The organism is Candidatus Poriferisodalis sp. (genome assembly GCF_965215815.1).
Classification (GTDB): Bacteria; Actinomycetota; Acidimicrobiia; order Acidimicrobiales; family Poriferisodalaceae; genus Poriferisodalis.
Genome location: NZ_CBDCEO010000013.1, coordinates 2,226,745 through 2,248,265 on the forward strand (window position 1 = coordinate 2,226,745; position 21,521 = coordinate 2,248,265).

Genomic DNA, 21,521 nt, shown 5'->3' on the forward strand with positions numbered 1-21,521 from the left:
CGATGAACACAGAGGACCTGGCCGAAGTCTGGATCGACAGCCATTGCCACCTGTGGGACAACGGCGCCGACCTCGTCGCCGAGGCGCACCGAGACGGGGTCGCCTGGGTCATCGACATCGGCACCGACGTTGAGCGAAGCATTTCGGCACTGGAGCGCGCCCGCACGTTGCCGGGTGTCGCTGCCACCATCGGGCTGCATCCCCACGATGCCGATTCCGGACCTGCGGAGCTTGAGGCACTGGAGCAGCTGATCGCTGCAGGCTCCTCGCCGGTCGCGATCGGCGAATGCGGGTTGGATTACTTCTACGAGCACTCCGATCGGGCCAGCCAGCGTGAGGCGTTTGCCGCTCAGATTGCGATGGCGCATCGCTACGAGCTGGCGCTGGTGATCCACAGCCGCGACGCCTGGGAGGACACGTTCGACGTGCTCGACGCCGAGGGCGTGCCTGAGCGCACCATCTTCCATTGCTTCACCGGAGGGCCCGACGAGGCCCGCGCGTCACTCGATCGCGGCGCTTCGCTGTCGTTCAGCGGCATCGTGTCGTTCAGCAATGCATCCGAGATCCGTGATGCTGCCGCCCTCGTTCCGGCCGACCGCTACCTCGTAGAGACAGACGCGCCGTACCTGGCCCCGGTGCCTCAACGCGGCAAGCAGAACCGGCCGAGCTGGGTGCGTTTCGTAGGCCAGGCAGTTGCAGCGACACGGGGCATTTCTGTCGCGCAGGTTGCGGCCGAGACCACGGCCAATGCCCAGCGCATGTTCCGGCTTGGCCCCTCTGGCCTCCCATGACCAACCAGCTGCTGACGCTGCCTGCGGTCAAGGAACTCTTGGAGCGGGCTGGCACTGTTCCACGTCGCAGCCTCGGCCAGAACTTCGTCGTCGATCCCAACACCGTGCGCCGCATTGCCCGCTTGGCAGGAGTCGGGCCGGGTGACCGCGTTGTCGAGATCGGCGCCGGGTTGGGTTCGCTGACGGCGGCCTTGGCGGAGACCGGAGCCACCGTTGTCGCCGTGGAAACCGACGGCCGGCTGGTGTCCCTGTTGCGTGAAGTGCTGAGTCCCTACCCGAGTTCGGTGGAGGTGGTGCACGCAGACGCTCGCCGCATGGACTGGAACGCACTCCTGGGAGGCACTGGCTGGCACCTTGTGGCGAATCTTCCCTACAACATCGCCACCTCGCTGGTGCTGACGGTGCTCGACGAGGTGCCGGGGGTGTCCCAGCTGCTGGTGATGTGCCAGCGAGAGGCCGCCGAGCGACTGGCAGCTGAACCCGGCAGCGGTGCTTACGGCGCCGTTTCGGTGCGTGTTGCGATCCACGCTGACGCCGAACTGGCTGGCGCGGTACCGGCCACGGTCTTCTACCCCCGTCCCGAAGTGGAGTCCGCGCTGGTGCGCATCACCCGGCGTGCGGACGCGCTGGAGTCCAAGTTGCGCGCGGAGATCGAACGGCTCGTCACAGCGGCCTTCGCGCACCGCCGGCAAATGCTGCGTCGCACGTTGCGGAATGCCTTCGATGACGCCGATGCAAAGCTTGTGGCCGCCGACATCGACCCGACCGAGCGCCCCGAACGGCTGGGGCTTGCGCAGTGGGCACGTCTCGCCACAGTCTCGCTGGGCACTCGGCAGCAAGGCTGAGACGGCTGTGCCGGCGCACGCCTCCGCTGACCGAGGGCCGGTTCGCCTGCTTGCTCCAGCGAAGCTGACGCTGCAGCTGCGCATCACGGGCACTCGTCGAGACGGCTATCACCTCATTGATGCCGAGATGGTGACGCTGGACCTGTGCGACGAGCTCATCGTTCATCCCAGCACAACATCGTCGGTTGAGGTGGTGCCTTCGGCCGGCGCAGCCGGTGCAGCCGACTGGGACATCCCCAGCGACCGTTCCAACTTGGTCATCCGGGCGCTGGAGCTGGCGGGCCACACCGCCCACGTCGAGATTCGCAAGCGCATACCGCCGGGCGCCGGGCTCGGTGGGGGATCGGCCGACGCGGCCGCAGTGCTCCGCTGGGCGAATCGTCTCGCAGTCAGCGAGACCGCCAAGGCAGCCTCGGAAGCGTCCCGTCCCCAGACTCCGACCCTCGTCTCCCCGCAACAGGCGGCGACCCTGGGCGCAGACGTGGCGTTCTGCCTCACCGGCGGTCGAGCTCGCGTGACGGGAATCGGCGAGATCATCGAGTCGATCCCGTTCCGGGATGCAGCGTTTGTGCTGTGGACGCCGCCGATTCAGGTCAATACCGCAGCGGTGTACCGGCGCTGGGACGAGATGGGGGGACCGAGCGGGGGCTCGAACGACCTTGAGGCGGCCGCATTGGCCGTTCATCCCGAACTCTCCGCCTGGCGCGATCAGCTCGCCGGGGCCACAGGGCGAACGCCTCGGCTGGCTGGCAGCGGCGGCACGTGGTTCGTCCCTGCGCCGTTTGGCACACGCCTGAACCTGCCTACGCGCGACGGCATCAGCGCCCTGCGAGCGCGTGCCATCGGGCGGCTCTAGGCCATCGCCCTAAACCATCGCGGTCGCTGGATCAGCGATTGCGGCGTTGGTAACGCGTGCGCCGCAACATCTTGCGGTGCTTCTTCTTGCGCATCCGCTTGCGGCGCTTTTTGACCAGCGATCCCATCGAGCGCTGAACGCTACCGCCTCACCGTCGGCGTCCCACGAGAACGCCCGGATTCAGAGCTCGGGCAACTCCCTGACCATGGCATTCGCGCGGGTCGCTACCCTCGCTAGACAAGCACGCCGGCTGACGCCGCATGCGTGATCGGGGATCGTTCAATTGGCAGGACATCGGGTTTTGGTCCCGACAACGGAGGTTCGAACCCTCCTCCCCGAACCGCCCCATTCCCAGGTCGGACCCGCACGATGCGCTCGGTTCCGATGAGCCAACCCTGCGCAGCCATCGTGTTGGCAGCGGGCGCGGGCACTCGAATGGCCTCGGACGCGCCGAAGCCGCTCCTTCCGGTCGCAGGCCGCGCCATGGTGCTGCGGGTGCTCGACGCGCTCGCAGGTGTCGATGCCGAGCCGGTTGTGGTCGTGATCGGGCATGGCGCAACCAAAGTCCGCGACGCCGTGCAGAGCGCAGCGCCACAGCCAGACCGCTTGGTGTTCGCGACCCAGCCCTCCCAGCTCGGCACCGGCGACGCAGCACGCGTGGGCCTGCTGGCCCTCAGCCAGCTCTCAGAAGCCTCAGATGTTCTGGTGGTGCCGGGCGACACGCCGTTGCTGCGTGCCGCGACGCTGAGCCAAGTCATCTCGGAGCGCCGGCGCGTTGACGCTGCTGCGAGCTTGCTCACGGCTTACGTCGACGACCCGACTGGCTACGGGCGCATCGTGCGCACTGACGGGCTCATCGGGATCGTCGAGCAACGAGACGCCTCGCCGTCGCAAGCACGAATCAACGAGATCAATGCGGGCGTTTACTGCTTTCGCATCTCGCTGTTGCGCCGGGTGCTGGGCGAGCTGAGCCCGGCCAACGATCAGTCGGAGTACTACCTCACCGATGCCATCGGACTGCTCGCGCGCGCCGGCCAGTCGATCTCGGCTGTGCCGGCCCCTGACCCTGCCGAAGTGCTGGGTGTGAACGACGCCGACCAGCTGGCGGCGTGCGAGGCAGTGCTGGCGACGCGACGCGGTCGCTGAGCGTCCAAAACGCAGTCGGACAGCGGAAATCTCCGGTGTTCTGCAAGTGCCGTCAGGTAGCCTCGAAGTGTCGCCGGACTGCTGAACATGCCGCCAAAACCCACTGCCGAGCGTTCCGCCCAGCCTTCAAGTGCTGCTGCCTCGAGCGCGTCCGTGTTGAGCACGGCGCCACGGGGACGGCTGCGAAAGGAACACGCAATGGAGCTGGTCACCAAGAAGCGCCTGCACTTGTTCAGCGGAAGGGCGAATCCTGAATTGGCCACTGAGATCGCAGAGCAACTGGGCGTGGAACTCGGTGATCCAGGACTCATCGACTTCGCAAACGGCGAGATCAAGTGCAAGTTCGCAGAGTCGATTCGCGGCGGCGATGTCTTCATCATCCAGAGTCATGCCGCTTGCGAGACCATGAGCCTCAATGACGCGATCATGGAGCAGCTCATCATGGTGGATGCCGCCCGGCGCGCATCGGCCAAGCGCATCACCGCGGTTGCACCCCTGTACGGCTACGCCCGCCAGGATCGCAAGGCCGCCGGCCGCGAGCCGATCACAGCGCGACTGCTCGCCGACATGTTCTCGGTCGCCGGCGCGGAGCGTCTGGTGTCGATTGACCTGCACAGCGGTCAGATCCAGGGCTTCTTCGACGGTCCGGTGGATCATCTGACTGCCGCGCCGGTGCTCATCAAGTACTTGTCCGACGTCATGGACCCCGACTCAGTGATCGTGTCGCCCGATACCGGTCGGGTGAAAGTGGCTGAGCGCTATGCCACACGGCTGGGCTGCGATGTTGCGTCGATCTATAAGCGCCGCTCGGCTGACAGCGCCAATGAATCGGAAGCGCTCGGCATCATGGGTGAGGTGACGGGGCGCACCTGCGTGATCATCGATGACATGATCGACACGGCTGGCACCATCTGTTCGGCCACCGAGACGCTGCTGGCCCAGGGAGCGGCCGACGTGATGTGCGCCAGCACTCACGGCGTGTTCTCCGAGCCGGCCGTCGACCGCCTGAAGAACTCGTCGCTGAGCCAGGTCATCGTCACCAACACAGTGCCGATCCCCAGCTCGAAGCAGTTCGACAAGCTGGTGGTGCTGAGTGTCGCTGGGGTGTTCGCCGACGCCCTCGAATCGGTGTTCGAGGACGCTTCGGTTTCGGAGATCTTTGACGGCCAGAACTTGTTCTAGAGCGATGGCTGCCGGCAATTGAGGCCGGAGCGCTTCTGTGTGCAAAAAAGCTCGCCAGGCGAGCATTTCTGCACAGAAAAGGATCTGCGGCGGCTCTCGGGGTTCGATCTCGTAGGCTTCCCCGTCGCTGACCGACTAGATGTCCAGCACTTGAAGGGATCGGCATGGAACAGCTGAAGCTCGTCGCCGAGGCCCGTCTGACAATCGGCTCAGGCCCGTCGAGACGTCTACGCGCCGATAACAAGATTCCTGCGGTCATGTACGGCCACGGCAGCGACCCGGTGTTGATCACGCTCGATCGCTTGCGGTTCCGGGCGGCGCTGAACGCAGCGGGTCCGAACGCGATCATCACCCTCGAGGTCGAGGGCAAGAACCATCTCACCATCGTCAAGGACATGCAGCGCGACTCGATCGCCAACCGCGTCACGCATGTCGACTTCATGCTCGTCTCGCTCGAAGAGCGCCTCGTGGTCGACGTGCCGGTCAGGCTTGTCGGTGAAGCGGCAGTGGCCGGTCGCGAGGGAGCGGTCGTGCAGCAGCAGCTCATGTCGCTGCATGTCGAGTCGCCAGCGGGAGTCATCCCCCCGGCGATCGACGTCGACGTGGAATGGCTGTCGCTGGAGAACTCGATCCGCGTCAGCGATCTCGCCCTGCCCGAGGGCATGGTGAGCTTGCTCGAAAGCGACACGCTGGTGGTGATCGCGCAGCGATCACGGGCCGCTGTCGCAGCCGAGCAGGTGGACGAAGACGGCGAGCCAACCGAGGCTGACGAAGACGACGACGTCGCCGACGACGAGGACTGACCCACTCAGTGTCCGTCTTCCGCCGGGCGGCCGCGCGGCGGGGGGCAGCCGCAGACTGGTTGGTGGTAGGTCTCGGCAATCCTCCCGAGCGCTTCGCCGGCAGCCGCCACAACGCTGGGGCCCTAGCCGTGGAACGCTGGTCAGCGGCGCTCAGGTGCGAGTTGACCGTGCAGAGACGCGAACACGCCCGGGTGGCAGTGACGACGGTCGGCGAGTGCCGCGTCACGCTTGCGTGCCCGTCCACATTCATGAACGAGAGCGGGGGCAGCGTTGGCATGCTGGTCAAGCGCCACGGCATTGTCGAGCCGTCGCGACTTGTCGTCGTGCACGACGAGCTCGACCTTGAGCCTGGCCAGGTGCGGCTGAAGGTGGGCGGGGGGATCGCCGGTCACAACGGCTTGGCCTCGATCGCCAGCCAGCTCGGCACCCGGGATTTTGTGCGTCTGCGCATCGGCATCGGCAAGCCGCCGCGGCCCGAAGCCGGCAAGAAGTGGGTTCTGCAACGCCCGTCGCGCCGGGAAGAACCATTGATCGACGAGGCCGTCGACCTGGCGGTGGCAGGGCTGGAGACGCTGGTGCGCGATGGACCCGAGGCGGCGATGAACGTCACCAACACCCGACGGCGGGGTCGGGACCCCCACGCACAATGAGCACCGTAGGCTCAGCGCCGCTGCGGGTGTTGACCGAACGCCTCGGCAACGACCCCGGCTTCGTGTCGATGCTGGGTCGTGCGTCCGGTTCGATTGCGGTCGCCGAGGGGGCACGCCCCTATGTCGCGGCCGGCTTGGCGACGTTGGGGTCGCGGACGCCGGTTGTTGTCGTGACAGCGACAGCCCACGAAGCTGAGCGCTATGCCGATGACCTCGGCACCTGGTTGGGGGAGCAACAGGTCGCACTGTTCGGCGCCTGGGAGACGCTTCCGTTCGAGCGGGTGAGTCCTGCGACTGAGACCATGGGCCGCCGCCTGGCGGTGCTGGGGGCGCTGAGCACGAGCTCAGACGCAGGCGAGCCTGTGCCCGAGGTGATCGTCGCCCCGATTCGAGCTCTGCTGCAACGGCTCAGTCCCGATACGTGTGCTGGGGGAACGTCTTCGATTCGCGTGGCCCGAGGCGGCCAGTGCGACCTCGGCGAGCTGGTGTCGCAGCTGGTGGGGTGGGGCTACCGCCGCGAGCATCAGGTCGAGCACCGAGGCGAAATTGCGGTGCGCGGCGGGATCGTGGACGTCTTTTGCCCGACGGCCGATGCGCCGATACGAATCGACCTGTGGGGCGACGAGGTGGATCGTCTCACGACATTCTCCGTCGCCGATCAGCGTTCGGTGGCAGATCTTGGCGAGACACGTCTTTTCCCGGCACGCGAGATGCGCCCCGATGCCGCCATGAGGGAACGGGCCGCAGCGCTGGCAATCAGCGAACCGTGGTGCCGCGAGCACATGGAGCGCCTCGCTGGAGGCGAGCTGTTCGACGGGATGGAGTCGTGGCTGCCGTGGCTCAGCTCCGATGAGATCGTGCTGCCGGATCTGCTGGGACCCGAGGCGCTGGTGTTGCTCTGTGAACCGCGGCGACTCGCCGACCGGGCCGCCGACATCACGGCGGAAACCGACGACCTGACCCGTTCTCTGGCGGTGACGTGGGGCCTCAGCAATCCCGACGATGCGGGCCAGTGCGACGGCACGGGCGAACAGGCTGAGGTGTCGTTTCCGCGGTTGCACGTTCCCTTCGACCGGTTGCTGGCGCGCTGCGAGGCCGCAGTGTGGTCGGTGGACTCGACCGCAGCTCCGTCGGCAGACGGAACACCGGGCCCGCACATAGCGACCGAGTCTTGGGTGCCCGCCGCCGGCGACGTCACGCGCTTGGTGGCTCAGTTGCGTCGCTTGGTGACCGGTGCGCAGCGACCCGTGGTGGCGGGAGCGCAGCGACCCATTGTGATTGTGGCGGCCGAAGGCGAGGGCTCGGCTGTGCGTCTCGCTGACGCGCTCGGCGCAGAAGAGGTGCCGCTGCGCCTGCATCGAGACGGGTTCGCTCCGGCGCCGGGCGGGCACGTGGTGGTCGCGCCCCTCGAGAAGGGATTCATCGCGCCCCAGGCCGGTATCGCGGTGCTGCCCGAGGCGGAGTTCTCCGGCCGCCGCCGCGTTCACCGCGCAGCTCGCCGGCGGACTGGAGTGTCTCCGTCGTTCGAAGATCTCAGCGTCGGCGATTTCGTCGTTCATCACTATCACGGCATCGCCCGCTACGCGGGGCTTGTCCGCCGGTCGTTCGGCGACGATGAGCGCGACTACCTCGAGCTGGAGTTTCGCGGAACCGACCGGCTCTACCTGCCAACCGAGCAGATCGAATTCATCCGCCCATACATCGGCGGAGAGACGCCTCGGCTCAGTCGCATGGGCGGCAGCGACTTCCAGCGCCAAAAGGCCAAGGTGCGGGCGGCCGTGGCCGAGATCGCCCAAGAGCTGGTGGTGCTGTACCAGCGACGAATCACCACTGCGGGCACCGCGTTTGACCCCGACGGATTCGGCATGGCCGAACTGGCCGACAGCTTTGCCTACACGCCCACACCGGATCAGCGCCGGACAATCGACGAGGTGCTGGCCGACATGTCAGAACCCACGCCGATGGACCGGCTCGTGTGCGGCGACGTTGGTTTCGGCAAGACCGAGGTGGCGGTGCGGGCGGCATTCTGCGCGGTGAGCGCGGGCAAGCAAGCGGCGGTGCTGGTGCCGACGACGCTGCTGGCCCAGCAGCACCACCAGACGTTCGCCGAGCGTTATGCCGACCAACCCGTCCGTGTCGAGGTGCTCAGCCGCTTTCTCACACCTGCTTCTCAGCGCGTGGTGCTCGCCGGGCTAGCCGACGGCACAGTCGACGTGGTGATCGGCACGCATCGGCTGCTGTCGGGTGACGTGTCGTTCAAGAATCTCGGTTTGTTGGTGGTGGACGAGGAGCAGCGCTTCGGTGTCAGCCACAAGGAGTCGATCAAGCACCTGCGTTCTGAGGTCGATGTGCTGACGCTGACGGCCACACCGATTCCCCGCACCCTGGAGATGGCACTCACCGGCATCCGGGATCTCTCACTGCTGCAGACACCGCCCGCTGAGCGCCAGCCGATCCTCACGCACGTCGGCCCCTATGACGAGCGCGCTGTCAGTGAGGCCATCCGGAGGGAGTTGCTGCGCGAGGGCCAAGTGTTCTTTGTGCACAACCGGGTCGCGGACATCGATCTGGTGGCTGCCGACCTCGCGGTGCTCGTGCCAGAGGCTCGAATCGCGGTGGCACACGGCCAGATGGACGAGGGAACGCTGGAACAGGTCGTGATCGACTTCTGGGAAGGCGCCTACGACGTGCTGGTGTGCACGACCATCATCGAATCGGGCATCGACATGCCCAGCGTCAACACCTTGGTGGTGGACCGCGCCGACTTGCTGGGTCTGGGGCAGCTGCACCAGATCCGCGGACGGGTGGGTCGGTCGGGCCAGCGTGCATACGCCTACCTGTTCCACCCTGAGGGTCGCTCGCTCTCAGAGGAGGCCTACGAGCGGCTGCGCACGATCGGCGAGTCCACCGAGTTGGGCTCGGGCTACCGCATCGCTATGCGCGACCTCCAACTCCGAGGCGCCGGGAACCTGCTCAGCGGCGTGCAGTCTGGCCATGTCGCTGCTGTCGGCTACGACCTCTACTGCGAGTTGGTGAACGAGGCGGTTTCCGAGCTGAACGGCGAGATACCCGAACAGCCCGCCGAAGTCGTCATCGATCTGCCGCTCGTGGCGCACCTGCCCGATGACTACGTGGCGGACGAGACGGGTCGCTTGGAGGCCTATCGCCGCCTCGGGGCTGTGACCGAGTTAGTGGAAGTGGCTGACATCGAAGCCGAATGGATCGATCGCTACGGTCCGATTCCTGATGCCGCTCGGACGCTGTTGCACATAGCGCTGCTGCGCACCGAATGCCACCGGCTGGGGATGCGAACTGTGGCGTTCGCGCCCGGTCACGACGGCGGACGAGTGCGCCTGGGACCGTTCGCGCTGACCGCAAGCGAGGAGCTGCGCATGCGGCGCATCTGTGCAGGCACGCCCTTTGGCGCAGCGCGCTACAAGGCAGAAGTGGGCGAAGTGCAGCTGTCAGTCCGAATGTTGAAACCGGCCACTGTCGGGAACCTGTTTGGGTTCTGCCAGCAACTGCGGCCGCCCGCCGACTGACCTTGCGATGCGATGGTGCCAACACCGTCGCATCGGCGACCACCTACCCTGCCTAGATGCCCCAGACAACGGCAACACCATGGCTGCCGAGAATTCCTGATGCCGATCGAAGCCTGGCGGCCTCCTCGCTCGAGGCGGCGGTGACTGCCCGGTCGGGGCGACGGCGGACGCTGCGCCGCAAGTTGGCCATCGGGGCCGTCGCGGGGCTCGTAGCGCTCATGGCGTTTGCGTGTGCGGACGATGGCGACATCGTCACCATTCACACAGCGGTGGACTCCGATCTCGTCGACGCACTCGACACCGACGATGACGGCGTGGTGTCACGCGATGCCGTTGCGGCGGCCAACGAGCAGGCAGAGTTGGATGCCCAAAGGGAGGCCGAGCAGGCGCAACTCGAGGCCGAGCGAGCCGAACGCGACGCTGCGCGAGTTGCCAAGGAGGTCGCCTTCCGGGCACTGCTCTTAGATGGTGCCGCCGTCGCAGCGAGCTTCCCGGGCGGGCAGGTGCTTGTCGATGAGGTTCGTATGAACATCGCGGACTCGCCCGTGACACTCATGGACGACCCGGAGAACCCGACGCACGAGGAGTTCGTGTCGCGGCTCTCGTCCATGATTCAGTTGCGCCTTGCTGGTGTCGCTCTCGAAGCACTGGGCTTTTCCGTCGACGTCAGTGCCTCTGACGAGGAGATCAATGCGCAGGTCCAAGCGCACCTCGAGGGCGCCTTCGAGGAGTTCGCGCAACAACGCAGCGTCGAAGAAGACCCCAACATCGAGCGGCTGGCGACACCGCACTGCGTCAGTGCGCTGGCAGTGACGACCGAGGCCGATGCCAAAGCGGCCTCCGATCGGGTGCGAGCAGGTGAGGCGCTGTCCGACGTCGCTGTTGCGGTCAACCTTCCAGGATTCACCGAATTTGACGGCACCATTGGATGCGGCCAGCCGTTCAGTCTGTTCGGCGGAGGCGAATTGGCGCTCGCCTTGCTCGACCTCGAGCCCGGAGGGTTGGCCGAGCCGCTGATGTTGCCGTCCGCAGCGAGTCCGACCGGTGAGCTCTGGGTGGTGCTGCATCTGGATGCGTTGCTTACCGACGAGATCGATCTTTCGTCAATCGGTCCGTTCGCGGGCCACGTACTGACCGAGATTATGTCGACCTACGAGGTGAGCGTCGCCCCAGGGCTCGGCGCCTGGAGGGCCGACAGCCTGAGGGTGTCGTTGCCGATCCTGCCGTGAGCTGTCTCTTGGGTGAGGGTCACAATGGCCGTTGAGGAAGATCTCGGTGCGAGATTCATCTCGCTGCATGGGGTGATTGCGAGACTGCGACGCGAGTGCCCTTGGGACCGGGTCCAGACGCATGCCTCGCTGGCCCCTTACGCCCTCGACGAGGCCGCCGAGCTGGCCGAGGCGCTGGCGGACGCCGATGACGCGTTATCCGGCTCAGCGCACGATCAGGCAACCGCCATCGAGGATCTTGTCTCCGAACTGGGTGACGTGTTGCTGCAGGTATTGATGAATGCCGCCATCGGGGAGCAGGCGGGAACGTTCACGTTGGCCGAGGTGCTCGACACCATCGAGGCCAAGATGCTGCGTCGCCATCCCCATGTGTTCGCACGCGATCCCGACGCTCCCGAACCCAGCGATGACGAGCTGTCGGTGCAGTGGGAGGCGATCAAGAAGGCCGAACGCACCGCACGGGCGAACCGCATCGCGGCTCGCGAGACACAGAACCCCTAGTCGTTTGGCTCGAGCGCTGATCGTGCTCGTGCCAAGCTTCGGTACTCTCGCATTGCGTGACAGCGCGCGCACTTTCTCAGATCGTCCAGGTGACCGGCCGCGAGGTTCTGGACTCGCGGGGCAATCCCACGGTTGAGGCCGATGTACGCACGGCTGGGGGTGCCGTCGGTCGTGCGATCGTGCCCTCCGGTGCCTCGACAGGACAGTTCGAGGCCGTAGAGCTTCGTGACGGTGGTGACCGGTACGGCGGCAAAGGTGTCGCTGTTGCGGTCGGGCACGTGAACGGCGAAATTGCGGGCGCGCTCGTCGGGTTCGACTCTGCCGATCAGCGCCTTGTCGACCGCATGCTCATCGAGCTCGACGCCACGATGAACAAGGGCCGGCTCGGGGCGAATGCCGTGCTGGCCGCCTCGCTGGCGACATCCCACGCCGCGGCGGCAACGCTGGGCGTGCCGCTGTACCGCCACGTCGGCGGCGCCAATGCACATGTGCTTCCCACGCCGATGATGAATGTCATCAATGGCGGATCCCACGCCGACAACAACGTGGACCTGCAGGAGTTCATGATCGTCCCGGTGGGAGCGGCGTCATTCTCGGAAGCTCTGAGGTGGGGCACCGAGACCTACCACGCACTGCGGAGCGTGCTGCGAACCCGGGGCCTGTCGACAGCGGTCGGCGACGAAGGCGGGTTCGCTCCTGACCTGGAGTCCAACGAGGCTGCGCTCCAGCTTCTGGTCGAGGCGATCGGCGAAGCTGGCTTTGAACCCGGCGCTGACATTGCGCTCGCGCTTGACGTGGCATCCACCGAGTTCTTCGCCGACGGCACCTACTCCCTTGCCGGCGAGGGTCGCCAGCTCGATGCTGCAGGCTTTGCCAGCTACTTGGCCGAACTGTGCGGGCGATACCCGATCTGCTCAGTGGAGGACGGCATGGCCGAGGAGGACTGGGACGGCTGGTCGAGACTCGGCGACCTGCTGGGCGATCGGGTTCAGCTGGTAGGCGACGACCTCTTCGTCACCAATATCGAGCGGCTGGGACGCGGCATCGCTGCGGGGGTAGCCAACAGCGTGCTGGTCAAGGTCAATCAGATCGGCACGCTGACCGAGACGCTCGACACCGTCGAGCTCGCCGGGCAGGCCGGATACACCGCGGTGATGTCGCACCGTTCAGGCGAGAGCGAGGACACCACCATCGCCGACCTGGCTGTCGCCACCAACTGCGGGCAGATCAAGACCGGCGCGCCGGCACGCTCGGATCGGGTCGCCAAGTACAACCAATTGCTCCGCATCGAGGAAGAGCTCGGCGAGACTGCTGCCTATCGAGGTGGCGGTTCGCTGGCCCGGAGCCCATGAAGCCAGAGCCGATGAACCCAGGGCCCGTGAACGCGCCGACGCGGCTCCGCCGCCGGGAGGGGCGACCCCGGGTGATGGCAGTGCTTGTCGGTCTTGTGATCGTGGTGAGCGCAGTCGGCCTGCTCGCAGTGCTGCTGTTTCCTTGGCAATCGCTGACGAGCCAGCGGCGCAACATCGACCATGCTTCCGACACGCTGGCACGGCTGCAGGCGGAGACCACTCACCTGGCCACCCAGGTGGCCGAGGCCAAGGATCCAGTGGTCGTGGAGCGGATCGCCCGCGAGCAGCTCTCTCTGGTGCGCGACGGCGACACGCTGTATCGCCTGAACGTGGATCCCGCCGACGTGGTCAAGCTGCCGCCAGCGTGGCCGCTGCGCGGCGTGGCGCACCTGCTCGGCAATTGAATCCGTCGGCTGGCACCAGGCCAAGCCACTGGTAGCCGCCGGTCAGCTAATCGGTCATGATGCGCAGGGCGCGTCCAACAATCGCATCACGGTGAACATCGGGATCCACGCCGCTTTGCTCAAGTGACAGACGGACCGTGCCGACGGCGCCCGCAGCACGGATGCGCTCCTCGATTTCGGGCGAAGGTCCGGTGAGCCAGGCAAAGAGATCTCTGGCTTGCGCCCGTAGGCGCTGACCGACAGCGCTCTGCTGAACGTCGACGTCATCGGCGACGAGTCGGAACGCCACGATGTCGCGGGCCAGCAGGTCGAAGAAGCGGTCGAGCACCTCTCGCAGGGCCTCGTGTGTTCGCTCGAGTTTGGCCATCCGGGCGACGATCGTTTCACCGTCGCGCTCCATCGAGGTCAGTACCCCGGCGAGCACGTCTTCCTTGCCCGTGAAGTGGTAGTAGAGCGCAGCCGGCGTCAGGTTGAGGCCCGAGGTGATTTGTCGGACCGAAGTGCCCCGGTAGCCCTGCCGGGCGAACAGGTCACGCGACCGCTGCAGGATCAAGTCCCGAGTGTCCGGCGGCGCAGTTTCGCTCGCGCATTCCGACCGTTCGCCAGTACCCGCAACGGCCTCCTCGCCGGTCACATCGTCAAACTACTGCTGCGGTTCAGGGCCGCTTGTCCCGGTGTCTGCGCGCGGTCGCTGCATGATGCATGATGGTGGCCGCTCGGCCCGGCAGGCCGTGTAGACACACGCCCGGCCTGACGGCCACGGAACCAAACACTCGGCCTGGTGGCCGGCGAGAAGAGGGGTCATTGTGGAGATCAGCGTCACTGTGAACGGCGAGACTCGCACCGGCGACGTCGAGCCGCGCACGCTGCTCGTGTACTGGCTGCGGGACGACCTGCGGCTGACCGGCACGAACGTGGGCTGCGATACGTCCTCGTGCGGAGCCTGCACCGTGCATGTGAACGGCGAATCGGTGAAGTCGTGCACGATGCTGGCGGTGCAGGCCGACGGCGAGGAGATCTTGACCATCGAGGGATTGGCGCCGTCGGAGGACGAGATGCACCCGATGCAGGAAGCCTTCCGCCAGAACCACGGACTGCAGTGCGGCTACTGCACTCCAGGCATGGTCATGGCGTCGGTATCGCTGCTCGAGGAGAATCCCGACCCGACCGAGCGAGAAGTCCGCCTAGGCCTGGAAGGGAACCTGTGCCGCTGCACGGGGTACCACAACATCGTCAAGTCGGTGCTGGCCTGCGCGGCCGGCGAGACGTCAGCCTGAGGGGAGCGCAGAAATGATTCCTGCAGCATTCGACTACGTACGAGCTGGTTCCGCCGACGAGGCCATCGCACTGCTTGGTGAGCACGGCGACGAGGCCAAACTGCTGGCTGGCGGTCATTCCCTGTTGCCGATGATGAAGCTGCGCCTGGCGGTGCCGAGCGTGCTCGTGGACATCGGCCGCGTGACCGACCTCAGCTTCATCTCCGACCACGGCGACCACATCGGCATCGGCGCGCTGACCCGTCACCGGGCGCTCGAGACCAGCGATCTGCTGGCTGCTGAGTGCCCGCTGCTGGGACACGTGGCTGGCGAGGTCGGCGATCCGCAGGTTCGCCACCGTGGGACTATCGGCGGTTCGCTGGCGCACTCCGATCCCGCATCCGACCTGCCCGCGGCGGTGCTGGCACTGGGCGGCACACTCGTCGCCCAAGGTCCCAACGGCACCCGTGAGATCGCCGCTGGCGACTTCTTCACCGGCTACTTCACCTCAGCGCTGGCGGACGACGAAATGCTGACCGAGATCCGGGTTCCCAAGGCGCCCGGCGACGGCTGGAACTACCAGAAGTTCAACCGGCGGGCCCAGGACTGGGCGATCGTCGGCGCAGCTGCGGTGACCGTCAACGGCGGGACCAACGTGGCGCTCGTGAACATGGGCTCGGTGCCGATTCGAGCTGCATCGGTCGAGGCGGCACTGGCAGGCGGGGCATCGGCGGCTGAAGCTGCCGAGCAGGCCGCCGAGGGCACCGACGCACCCACCGACCTGAACGCCACGCCGGACTACCGCAACCACCTCGCCCGGGTTCTCACGCGACGGGCGCTCGAGGCAGCGGGCCTCTCCTAGCACCCTGGGCTGGCGACCCGGGTCGCCTCAGTCGAGCAGTCCCGTGGCTTGACCGCCGTCGATCAGCAGGCCAGTGCCGGTCACGAACTTGGCTTGCTCGCTGCACAGGAATGCCACCGCAGCGCCGAAGTCATCGGAGTCGCCGCACACACCCATCGGGTTGCTCTTGCCAGCATCTTCCTGGTTCATCATCTTGGACACGCGAGCGGTCCAGTGGGTTCCGGGCTGGGCGGAATTCACCGTGACGCCATCGGCTGCCACTTCTCGGGCCGTGATCTTGAGGAAGCTGGTCAGCCCAGCTCGCGCTACCGAGCTGGCGATCAGGAACGGGATCGGCTGCTTCACGCCGACGCTGGTGATAGCGCACACCCGGCCCCAGCCCCGCTCGCGCATCGGGGGGATGGCAACTCGGCACATTTCGATCATGGCCTTGCAGTTCATGTCAAAGGCCATTTGGAAGGAGTCGATCTCGGTATTTGCAAAAATGCCGGGTGGCGGTCCGCCGGCGTTGGTCACCAGGATGTCCACGGAGCCAAGACCAGCGATCGCTTGCTCAACGAAGCTGCGTCCCTCGGCGGGGTTGCCCAGGTCGGCCGTGATGCACAGCACCTCGCCGTCGATCTGTGTCGCTGCGGCAGCCAATCGCTCTGGGTCACGGCCACAGATGGCCACGCGTACGCCTTCGGCTGCGAGCGCCTGCGCAGAGCCGAGCCCGAGTCCTGCTGATCCTGCAGCCACCGCCGCAGTTCGTCCTGATATTCCCAAGTCCATCGTCGATTCCCTTGTCTCAGTCAACTGATTCTCATCAGCCCGTCTGCGGTCGCCCGGAACCGTAGCCAACGGCCGGCTTGCGCCGCGTCGCCACGAACCGCTCGCCCCACTGAAGCGCCGTAGCATCACTGTCGTGAGCGCGACCGCCGTACCGCCGACTCACGCCGAGCGCGTGGCGAAGATGACCGGCGGCATGGCACGATCCGACTTGCCAGCATTCGAGGGCTCGGAGCGTTTGCGCCCTGACGGTCGCCCGAAACCCGCCTTCCGAGCACAGCTGCGCCGCATCCCAAATGCGATCAACGCGTACGAGGTGATCGCGACGCTGGCTGCGCCCGTGGTCGTCATTGCCGCAGTGATCGCCATCGATCATCGGGTGGCCATCGTTGCTGCGGTGCCGATCATCGGCACGCTGCAACTGCGGATGTTCATCCTTCACCATGAGGCATCCCACCGGTTGCTGTTCTCGAATCGTTGGCTGAACGACCGGATCGGCATCAACCTGGTGGGCTGGTTCCCGTTCGGCACCGGCGCGCACCATTACCGCAGGGGCCATGCCAACCACCACCGGGACGAATTCGGCCCCCGCGAGCCGGATTTCCTGCTGTATTCGTTCTACCCAATTTCGTGGCTGTCGCTTCGCCGCAAGTTCATGCGAGATGTGGCAGGCGTGTCCGCGTGGCGCATCGTCAAGCCCCGATTCATCGGCTTGGCCAAACTCAAGTTCCTGCCGCTGAGCCTGCGGTTCTTTGCGGGCCAGGCCGTCGTGTTCGCTGCCTTCTGGCTTGCGGGGCACCCCTGGCTGTACCTGTTCTTGTGGGTGGTGCCCTTCTTCACCTGGTACCAGATCATCAACCGCTTGCGGGCCATCGCCGAGCACGGCGGCATGACCCGGACGTCTGACCGTCGCAACACCACGCACCACATCCGCCAGAGCTGGCTGGCCCGGGTGCTCTTCGTGCCGTACCACGTCGGCTACCACCTGGCGCATCACGTCGATTCGGGCGTGCCGGCTCGCAACTTGGCGCGTCTGAACAGGGCGCTCGTCGACGACGGCTACCTTCCCGCTGAGGCTTCGTGGCCCACCTACCGTTTGCTTTGGCGTGCCCTCGCCTCTGGTACGCCGGAGCCCGCGTAGCGCCGAGCCCGCATCGCCGACGGTGTCGACCCGACGGGGGAGCGCTGCCGTCGAATACGTTTCGTGACCATGACGCAACTGAAGTCAACCCAGCTCGGGTCCAACTGCGGACTGCGGGTCTCCGAACTCTGCCTGGGAACCATGAATTTCGGGATCCCCGGTCGGGGCCACCAGGGCGACTGGACGCTCGACGTCGACCAGGCCCGTCCGATCTTCGAAGCCGCCATCGAGCGCGGGCTCTACTACTTCGACTGCGCCGACGTCTACGGGGTGGGCGCATCTGAGGAGGTTGTGGGCCAGCTGCTGCGGGAGCTGCTGCCGCGTGAGAAGTACGTCCTGACCACCAAGGTCTCGATGCCGATGGGGCGCAACCCCAACGAAGGCGGCCTGAATCGAAAGCACATCATCGAAGGCGTCGAAAATTCGCTGCGCCGCCTCGGTGTCGACTACGTGGATCAGATAGTCATTCACCGCCACCCTCACGGCATCCCGGGCAGCGTCGAGACACCGATCACCGAGTCGCTCGAAGCGCTGCACGACGTAGTCAAAGCGGGCAAGGCGCTGTACCTCGGCGGGTCATCGATGTTCGCGTGGCAGTTCGCGGAGTTGCAGCTGACCGCCGAGATGCGGGGCTGGACGAAGTTCGTATCGATGCAGAACCACTACAACCTCATCTACCGCGAGGAAGAGCGCGAGATGAACCCCTACTGCGCCCGCACCGGCGTGGCGCTCACCCCGTGGTCGCCGCTGGCGCGGGGCATTTTGGCGGGGTCGTACCAAGGCGGTCTTGAGGCCGGCACCACCGACAGGTCGCAGGGTCAGGATCGTGCCCGTACCGAGAGCCTGTACCGGGGCGAGCGCGACTTCGACATCGCCGCACGGGTGACCGAGGTGGCCAAGCGGCTCGATGTGCGTCCCGCCCAAGTAGCGCTGGCGTGGCTGGTGAACAAGCCCGAGATCACCGCCCCAGTCGTTGGCGTATCGAAGATCAGTCAGCTTGACCAACTCGTCGAGGCCACGATGATCGAGCTCAGCCCCGACGACACCGTGTACCTCTCCGAGCTCTACCAGCCCGTGGAGAACCTGCTCACCCTCGGCACCAGCTGATCCCTTCCGCCATGAATCGGGTGAGCTTCGGGGTGTGGCGAGCACGCATACGGCGTCAGCGAATCCCACACAGTATGAGAGGTAGTGTCGCACTTAGCGTTTTTTCATGAGGGGCTGAGATGGCGTACTTCGATCTGGGCTCGTATCAGTGGCCAGTCACGACGAAGGACCCAGAGGCCCAGCGCTGGTTCGACCGGGGCATGGTGTGGTGCTACGGCTTTCACCATGAGGAGGCGATCGCCTGCTTCGAGCGTGCCCTCGAGCGCGACCCGGACCTCGCAATGGCGCACTGGGCCATCGCGTATGCCATCGGACCCAACTACAACAAGCCGTGGGAAGCCTTCGACGACGAAGATCTGCGCAGCTCCCTCGATCTCGCTCGGGCGCAAGTAGCTGCAGCCGCTGACGCATCAGCCGGTGCGACCGAGGTCGAGAGCGCCCTCATCAGCGCATTGGCACAGCGCTACCCACCCGATCCGGCCATACCTGGGCCGGACGACCTTGGCCGGTGGAACGACGCCTATGCGGACGCGATGCGCGAGGTCTACCGGGTGCACCGCGACGATCTGAATGTCTGCGCACTCTTCGCTGAGGCGATCATGAACCGGACCCCGTGGCAGCTGTGGGACTTGGTAACCGGCGAGCCCGCCGACGGCGCGGGCACCCTCGAAGCGGTCGAAGTGCTGGAGACTGCCTTCGAGACGCTCGATGGCGAGGGTGCCAACAGCCATCCCGGCCTGCTGCATATGTACGTCCACCTCATGGAGATGTCGCCGCACCCCGAGCGAGCGCAGGCGGCGGGCGACCGGATCGTCGATCTCGCTCCCGACGCCGGGCACCTCAATCACATATCGACACACATCGACGTGCTGTGCGGCGATTACCACCTCGTCGTGGCGCGGAATTCAGCGGCGATCGTCGCCGACCGGAAGTACTTGGACCTCGAAGGCCCGTTGAATTTCTATTCGCTCTACCGCTGCCACAACTACCACTTCAAGGTGTACGGGGCGATGTTCGCGGGCCAGTACCGCCCGGCGCTGGATGCGGCTGAAGAGATGACCCGCACGCTGCCCGCGGAGCTGCTCCAGACGCCCTCACCGCCGATGGCGGACTGGCTGGAGGGGTTCGTGCCGGTCAAGCAGCATGTGCTGGTGCGCTTCGGCAAGTGGCAGGAGATACTCGCCCAACCCCTGCCTGACGACCAGGATCTGTACTGCGTCACCACGGCGACGATCCGCTACGCGCGGACGGTGGCCTACGCCTCGACGGGCCAGGTCGACAAAGCGGTAGCCGAACGTGCGGCCTTCCTGGCAGCCAAGGCCCGGGTTCTGCCGAGCCGGAAGCTGTTCAACAACACGTGTGAGGACATCCTGGATATCGCCGCAGCCATGCTGACCGGCGAGGTGGAGTACCGGCGCGGCAACTTCGATGCAGCCTTCACCCATCTCCGCCGGGCAGTCGAGCTCGACGACAACCTGCACTACAACGAACCCTGGGGCTGGATGCAACCCGCTCGCCATGCCCTCGGCGCGTTGTTGCTCGAACAGGGCCGCGTCGTTGAAGCAGAGGCCGCATACCGTGGCGACCTCGGTCTCGACGGCCAGCTCCGGCGTGCCTGCCAGCATCCCGACAACCTGTGGAGCCTGCACGGCCTGCATGAGTGCCTGGTCCGTCGAGGGGACACCGTCGAAGCGCCGCTCATCCGCCAGCGCCTCGATCTCGCTGTCGCTCGGGCCGACGTTTCGATCACTGCCTCATGCTTCTGCCGGATGGACGCCAACGCATCTGCGTAAGCGCATGGCCCCCTCGGCTGGGCCAGGTCCATCTGCATCGACCCTTGGTCAACCGACCGAATCGGACAGAAATGGGGCATCATCTGGGCGCGAGGTGCCGTAGTCGATGCTCTTGAACTACTACTCCATCGTGGCCGCCGCCATCGTGGGGACAGCATCAGGGATCCTTTCGGTGAAGTGGCTCCGCGCACGACTCCGCAGCGGCCGAATCGTCGCTCGCGCTGTCGCCGTCGGATTCGCGAGCACGCTCATCTTGAGCGGCGGAGCGTTGTTCATCACCGGATTGGACGGGTTCACGCTCGTCCATGTCGCCTATGTCGTGGGGACCGTCGGCGTACCTACTGCAGGCGGCATCGTGCTGCTGACAGCGCGCGAGCGTCCGCGAGCAATCACTGTCGTCTGCGTAGTCGCCCTGCTCGCAATCCCGGTCGGCGTATATGCGACCTATGTCGAGCCCTTCTGGCTGCGGGCGGACGCCACCGAGCTCGGAGTCGACGGTGTCGACGGGCGGATCCGGATTGGGGTGCTCTCTGATCTCCAGACCACAGCGGTGGGGGACTACGAGAACGACGCAGTCGACCGCTTGCTTGGCTTTGCGCCCGACATCGTCGTGTTGCCGGGAGACCTCTACCAATTCGACGGTGAACTGTTCGATCAGCGAGCGCCGCAATTCACGCAACTGATCCAGCGAATTGCCGACGATGTGCCCTTTGTCTATGTGGTGAGCGGGAATACCGACACCGTGGCGGGTCTGCGCCAGATCACCCAAGGAACGGGCGCCAGAGTGCTCGACAACGAGATCGACACGTTCGAACTCGACGGCACCACACTGAGCATTGGAGGGACGACGCTCTTCGGCGACGAAGCAGCTGCGCGGCGGATGGCTGAACGACTCTCAGGCGACGAGCACGCCGACGTTCGATTACTGCTCGCACACAAGCCAGACGCAATCGAGTTGCTGCAAGCACGGCCTGCCGATCTTCTCATCGCAGGCCACACGCACGGCGGGCAGGTCTCGTTCCCTCTTCTCGGTCCACCCCTGACGCTGTCACGCGTGCCGAGGCACATCGCCGCTGGTGGACTTCATGAACTGAACGAGACACCGATCTATGTGTCGACGGGTGTGGGCCGTGAGCGGGGCAACGCCCCCCAGCTCCGATTCGGAGTTCGTCCGTCGATTGGAATCATCGACCTTGTCGGCCCAGAGGAGCCCGAGGGATCCTGAGGGAGAGCGTGACCGGACCACGTTGATCTGCGAGTCGTAGCCACGCCCACTGCGGGGCAAGCGAATAC

The 21,521-nt window shown here is 65.9% G+C and carries 21 protein-coding genes and 1 tRNA gene; 19 read left to right on the forward strand and 3 right to left on the reverse strand.

Annotated features, from left to right (window positions below):
• Positions 1–2: 2 nt before the first annotated feature.
• The 3 genes from ACOOHB_RS20055 to ACOOHB_RS20065 are packed head-to-tail and all read left to right on the forward strand — an operon-like array spanning position 3 to position 2,492.
• Complete coding sequence (locus ACOOHB_RS20055) at positions 3–791, forward strand: TatD family hydrolase (protein WP_420446549.1); 789 nt, start codon at positions 3–5, stop codon at positions 789–791.
• Positions 788–1,636, forward strand: a complete 849-nt coding sequence (gene rsmA, locus ACOOHB_RS20060) for a 16S rRNA (adenine(1518)-N(6)/adenine(1519)-N(6))-dimethyltransferase RsmA (RefSeq protein ID WP_420446550.1) — start codon at positions 788–790, stop codon at positions 1,634–1,636. The genes ACOOHB_RS20055 and rsmA overlap by 4 nt, the downstream gene beginning before the upstream one ends.
• A gap of 7 nt (positions 1,637–1,643) precedes the next feature.
• A complete protein-coding gene (locus tag ACOOHB_RS20065; RefSeq protein WP_420446551.1) occupies positions 1,644–2,492 on the forward strand; it encodes a 4-(cytidine 5'-diphospho)-2-C-methyl-D-erythritol kinase in 849 nt (282 codons plus the stop codon).
• Between the two features lie 31 nt (positions 2,493–2,523).
• Here the strand turns inward: ACOOHB_RS20065 and ACOOHB_RS20070 are convergent, their stop codons facing one another.
• A complete protein-coding gene (locus ACOOHB_RS20070; RefSeq protein WP_323671112.1) occupies positions 2,524–2,619 on the reverse strand; it encodes a 30S ribosomal protein bS22 in 96 nt (31 codons plus the stop codon).
• A gap of 141 nt (positions 2,620–2,760) precedes the next feature.
• On the opposite strand from ACOOHB_RS20070, the gene ACOOHB_RS20075 reads away from it, so the two are divergent.
• The 10 genes from ACOOHB_RS20075 to ACOOHB_RS20120 all read left to right on the forward strand — a co-directional run bounded on the left by ACOOHB_RS20075 (position 2,761) and on the right by ACOOHB_RS20120 (position 13,301).
• Positions 2,761–2,832: transfer RNA gene (locus tag ACOOHB_RS20075), tRNA-Gln, on the forward strand.
• 44 nt (positions 2,833–2,876) lie between these two features.
• On the forward strand, positions 2,877–3,638 hold the full coding sequence (locus ACOOHB_RS20080; protein ID WP_420446552.1) for an NTP transferase domain-containing protein: 762 nt from the start codon (positions 2,877–2,879) through the stop codon (positions 3,636–3,638).
• Between the two features lie 198 nt (positions 3,639–3,836).
• A complete protein-coding gene (locus tag ACOOHB_RS20085; protein WP_420446553.1) occupies positions 3,837–4,820 on the forward strand; it encodes a ribose-phosphate diphosphokinase in 984 nt (327 codons plus the stop codon).
• Between the two features lie 164 nt (positions 4,821–4,984).
• Complete coding sequence (locus ACOOHB_RS20090) at positions 4,985–5,623, forward strand: 50S ribosomal protein L25 (protein ID WP_420446554.1); 639 nt, start codon at positions 4,985–4,987, stop codon at positions 5,621–5,623.
• Positions 5,624–5,685: 62 nt separating this feature from the next.
• Positions 5,686–6,273 (forward strand): aminoacyl-tRNA hydrolase, encoded by a 588-nt coding sequence (gene pth, locus ACOOHB_RS20095; RefSeq protein WP_420446949.1) that lies wholly within the window; start codon positions 5,686–5,688, stop codon positions 6,271–6,273.
• Positions 6,270–9,815 carry a transcription-repair coupling factor gene (gene mfd / locus ACOOHB_RS20100; protein WP_420446555.1) on the forward strand — a complete coding sequence of 1,182 codons (3,546 nt, stop codon included), beginning with the start codon at positions 6,270–6,272 and terminating at the stop codon, positions 9,813–9,815. Before pth ends, mfd begins: the two co-directional genes overlap by 4 nt.
• Positions 9,816–9,871: 56 nt before the next feature.
• Positions 9,872–11,044, forward strand: a complete 1,173-nt coding sequence (locus tag ACOOHB_RS20105; RefSeq protein ID WP_420446556.1) for a hypothetical protein — start codon at positions 9,872–9,874, stop codon at positions 11,042–11,044.
• Between the two features lie 24 nt (positions 11,045–11,068).
• Positions 11,069–11,545 (forward strand): MazG nucleotide pyrophosphohydrolase domain-containing protein, encoded by a 477-nt coding sequence (locus ACOOHB_RS20110; protein WP_420446557.1) that lies wholly within the window; start codon positions 11,069–11,071, stop codon positions 11,543–11,545.
• A gap of 56 nt (positions 11,546–11,601) precedes the next feature.
• The gene (gene eno, locus ACOOHB_RS20115; RefSeq protein WP_420446558.1) at positions 11,602–12,897 is read left to right on the forward strand and encodes a phosphopyruvate hydratase; all 1,296 of its coding nucleotides are present in this window, start codon (positions 11,602–11,604) and stop codon (positions 12,895–12,897) included.
• Positions 12,898–12,923: 26 nt separating this feature from the next.
• A complete protein-coding gene (locus tag ACOOHB_RS20120) occupies positions 12,924–13,301 on the forward strand; it encodes an FtsB family cell division protein (protein WP_420446559.1) in 378 nt (125 codons plus the stop codon).
• Between the two features lie 46 nt (positions 13,302–13,347).
• On the opposite strand, the gene ACOOHB_RS20125 is transcribed toward ACOOHB_RS20120, so the two are convergent.
• Positions 13,348–13,935 carry a TetR/AcrR family transcriptional regulator gene (locus tag ACOOHB_RS20125; RefSeq protein ID WP_420446560.1) on the reverse strand — a complete coding sequence of 196 codons (588 nt, stop codon included), beginning with the start codon at positions 13,933–13,935 and terminating at the stop codon, positions 13,348–13,350.
• A gap of 172 nt (positions 13,936–14,107) precedes the next feature.
• Between ACOOHB_RS20125 and ACOOHB_RS20130 the strand changes: the two genes are divergently transcribed.
• Positions 14,108–14,578 carry a (2Fe-2S)-binding protein gene (locus tag ACOOHB_RS20130; protein ID WP_420446561.1) on the forward strand — a complete coding sequence of 157 codons (471 nt, stop codon included), beginning with the start codon at positions 14,108–14,110 and terminating at the stop codon, positions 14,576–14,578.
• A gap of 13 nt (positions 14,579–14,591) precedes the next feature.
• Positions 14,592–15,419, forward strand: a complete 828-nt coding sequence (locus ACOOHB_RS20135) for an FAD binding domain-containing protein (protein WP_420446562.1) — start codon at positions 14,592–14,594, stop codon at positions 15,417–15,419.
• A 27-nt stretch (positions 15,420–15,446) separates the two neighbouring features.
• On the opposite strand, the gene ACOOHB_RS20140 is transcribed toward ACOOHB_RS20135, so the two are convergent.
• Positions 15,447–16,157, reverse strand: a complete 711-nt coding sequence (locus ACOOHB_RS20140; RefSeq protein WP_420446563.1) for an SDR family oxidoreductase — start codon at positions 16,155–16,157, stop codon at positions 15,447–15,449.
• A 166-nt stretch (positions 16,158–16,323) separates the two neighbouring features.
• Here ACOOHB_RS20140 and ACOOHB_RS20145 point away from each other — a divergent pair, with 166 nt between their 5' ends.
• The 4 genes from ACOOHB_RS20145 (at position 16,324) to ACOOHB_RS20160 (ending at position 21,453) form a co-directional block, all read left to right on the forward strand.
• Positions 16,324–17,328: a fatty acid desaturase gene (locus tag ACOOHB_RS20145; protein WP_420446564.1), complete on the forward strand. Its 1,005-nt coding sequence runs from the start codon at positions 16,324–16,326 to the stop codon at positions 17,326–17,328.
• Between the two features lie 69 nt (positions 17,329–17,397).
• Complete coding sequence (locus ACOOHB_RS20150; RefSeq protein WP_420446565.1) at positions 17,398–18,435, forward strand: aldo/keto reductase; 1,038 nt, start codon at positions 17,398–17,400, stop codon at positions 18,433–18,435.
• Between the two features lie 119 nt (positions 18,436–18,554).
• Positions 18,555–20,228 carry a tetratricopeptide repeat protein gene (locus tag ACOOHB_RS20155; protein ID WP_420446566.1) on the forward strand — a complete coding sequence of 558 codons (1,674 nt, stop codon included), beginning with the start codon at positions 18,555–18,557 and terminating at the stop codon, positions 20,226–20,228.
• Positions 20,229–20,334: 106 nt separating this feature from the next.
• Positions 20,335–21,453, forward strand: coding sequence for a metallophosphoesterase (locus ACOOHB_RS20160; protein WP_420446567.1), 1,119 nt, complete (start codon positions 20,335–20,337; stop codon positions 21,451–21,453).
• The last annotated feature ends 68 nt before the right edge of the window (positions 21,454–21,521 follow it).

Excerpts from the sequence above, each read along its gene's own strand:
- ACOOHB_RS20155 (WP_420446566.1), top strand. The coding sequence starts at position 18,555 with ATGGCGTACTTCGATCTGGGCTCGTATCAGTGGCCAGTCACGACGAAG.
- ACOOHB_RS20160 (WP_420446567.1), top strand. The coding sequence starts at position 20,335 with ATGCTCTTGAACTACTACTCCATCGTGGCCGCCGCCATCGTGGGGACA.
- ACOOHB_RS20055 (WP_420446549.1), top strand. The coding sequence starts at position 3 with ATGAACACAGAGGACCTGGCCGAAGTCTGGATCGACAGCCATTGCCAC.
- ACOOHB_RS20105 (WP_420446556.1), top strand. The coding sequence starts at position 9,872 with ATGCCCCAGACAACGGCAACACCATGGCTGCCGAGAATTCCTGATGCC.
- ACOOHB_RS20080 (WP_420446552.1), top strand. The coding sequence starts at position 2,877 with ATGAGCCAACCCTGCGCAGCCATCGTGTTGGCAGCGGGCGCGGGCACT.
- rsmA (WP_420446550.1), top strand. The coding sequence starts at position 788 with ATGACCAACCAGCTGCTGACGCTGCCTGCGGTCAAGGAACTCTTGGAG.
- ACOOHB_RS20150 (WP_420446565.1), top strand. The coding sequence starts at position 17,398 with ATGACGCAACTGAAGTCAACCCAGCTCGGGTCCAACTGCGGACTGCGG.
- ACOOHB_RS20135 (WP_420446562.1), top strand. The coding sequence starts at position 14,592 with ATGATTCCTGCAGCATTCGACTACGTACGAGCTGGTTCCGCCGACGAG.
- ACOOHB_RS20110 (WP_420446557.1), top strand. The coding sequence starts at position 11,069 with ATGGCCGTTGAGGAAGATCTCGGTGCGAGATTCATCTCGCTGCATGGG.
- ACOOHB_RS20090 (WP_420446554.1), top strand. The coding sequence starts at position 4,985 with ATGGAACAGCTGAAGCTCGTCGCCGAGGCCCGTCTGACAATCGGCTCA.
- ACOOHB_RS20070 (WP_323671112.1), bottom strand. The coding sequence starts at position 2,619 with ATGGGATCGCTGGTCAAAAAGCGCCGCAAGCGGATGCGCAAGAAGAAG.
- ACOOHB_RS20085 (WP_420446553.1), top strand. The coding sequence starts at position 3,837 with ATGGAGCTGGTCACCAAGAAGCGCCTGCACTTGTTCAGCGGAAGGGCG.
- mfd (WP_420446555.1), top strand. The coding sequence starts at position 6,270 with ATGAGCACCGTAGGCTCAGCGCCGCTGCGGGTGTTGACCGAACGCCTC.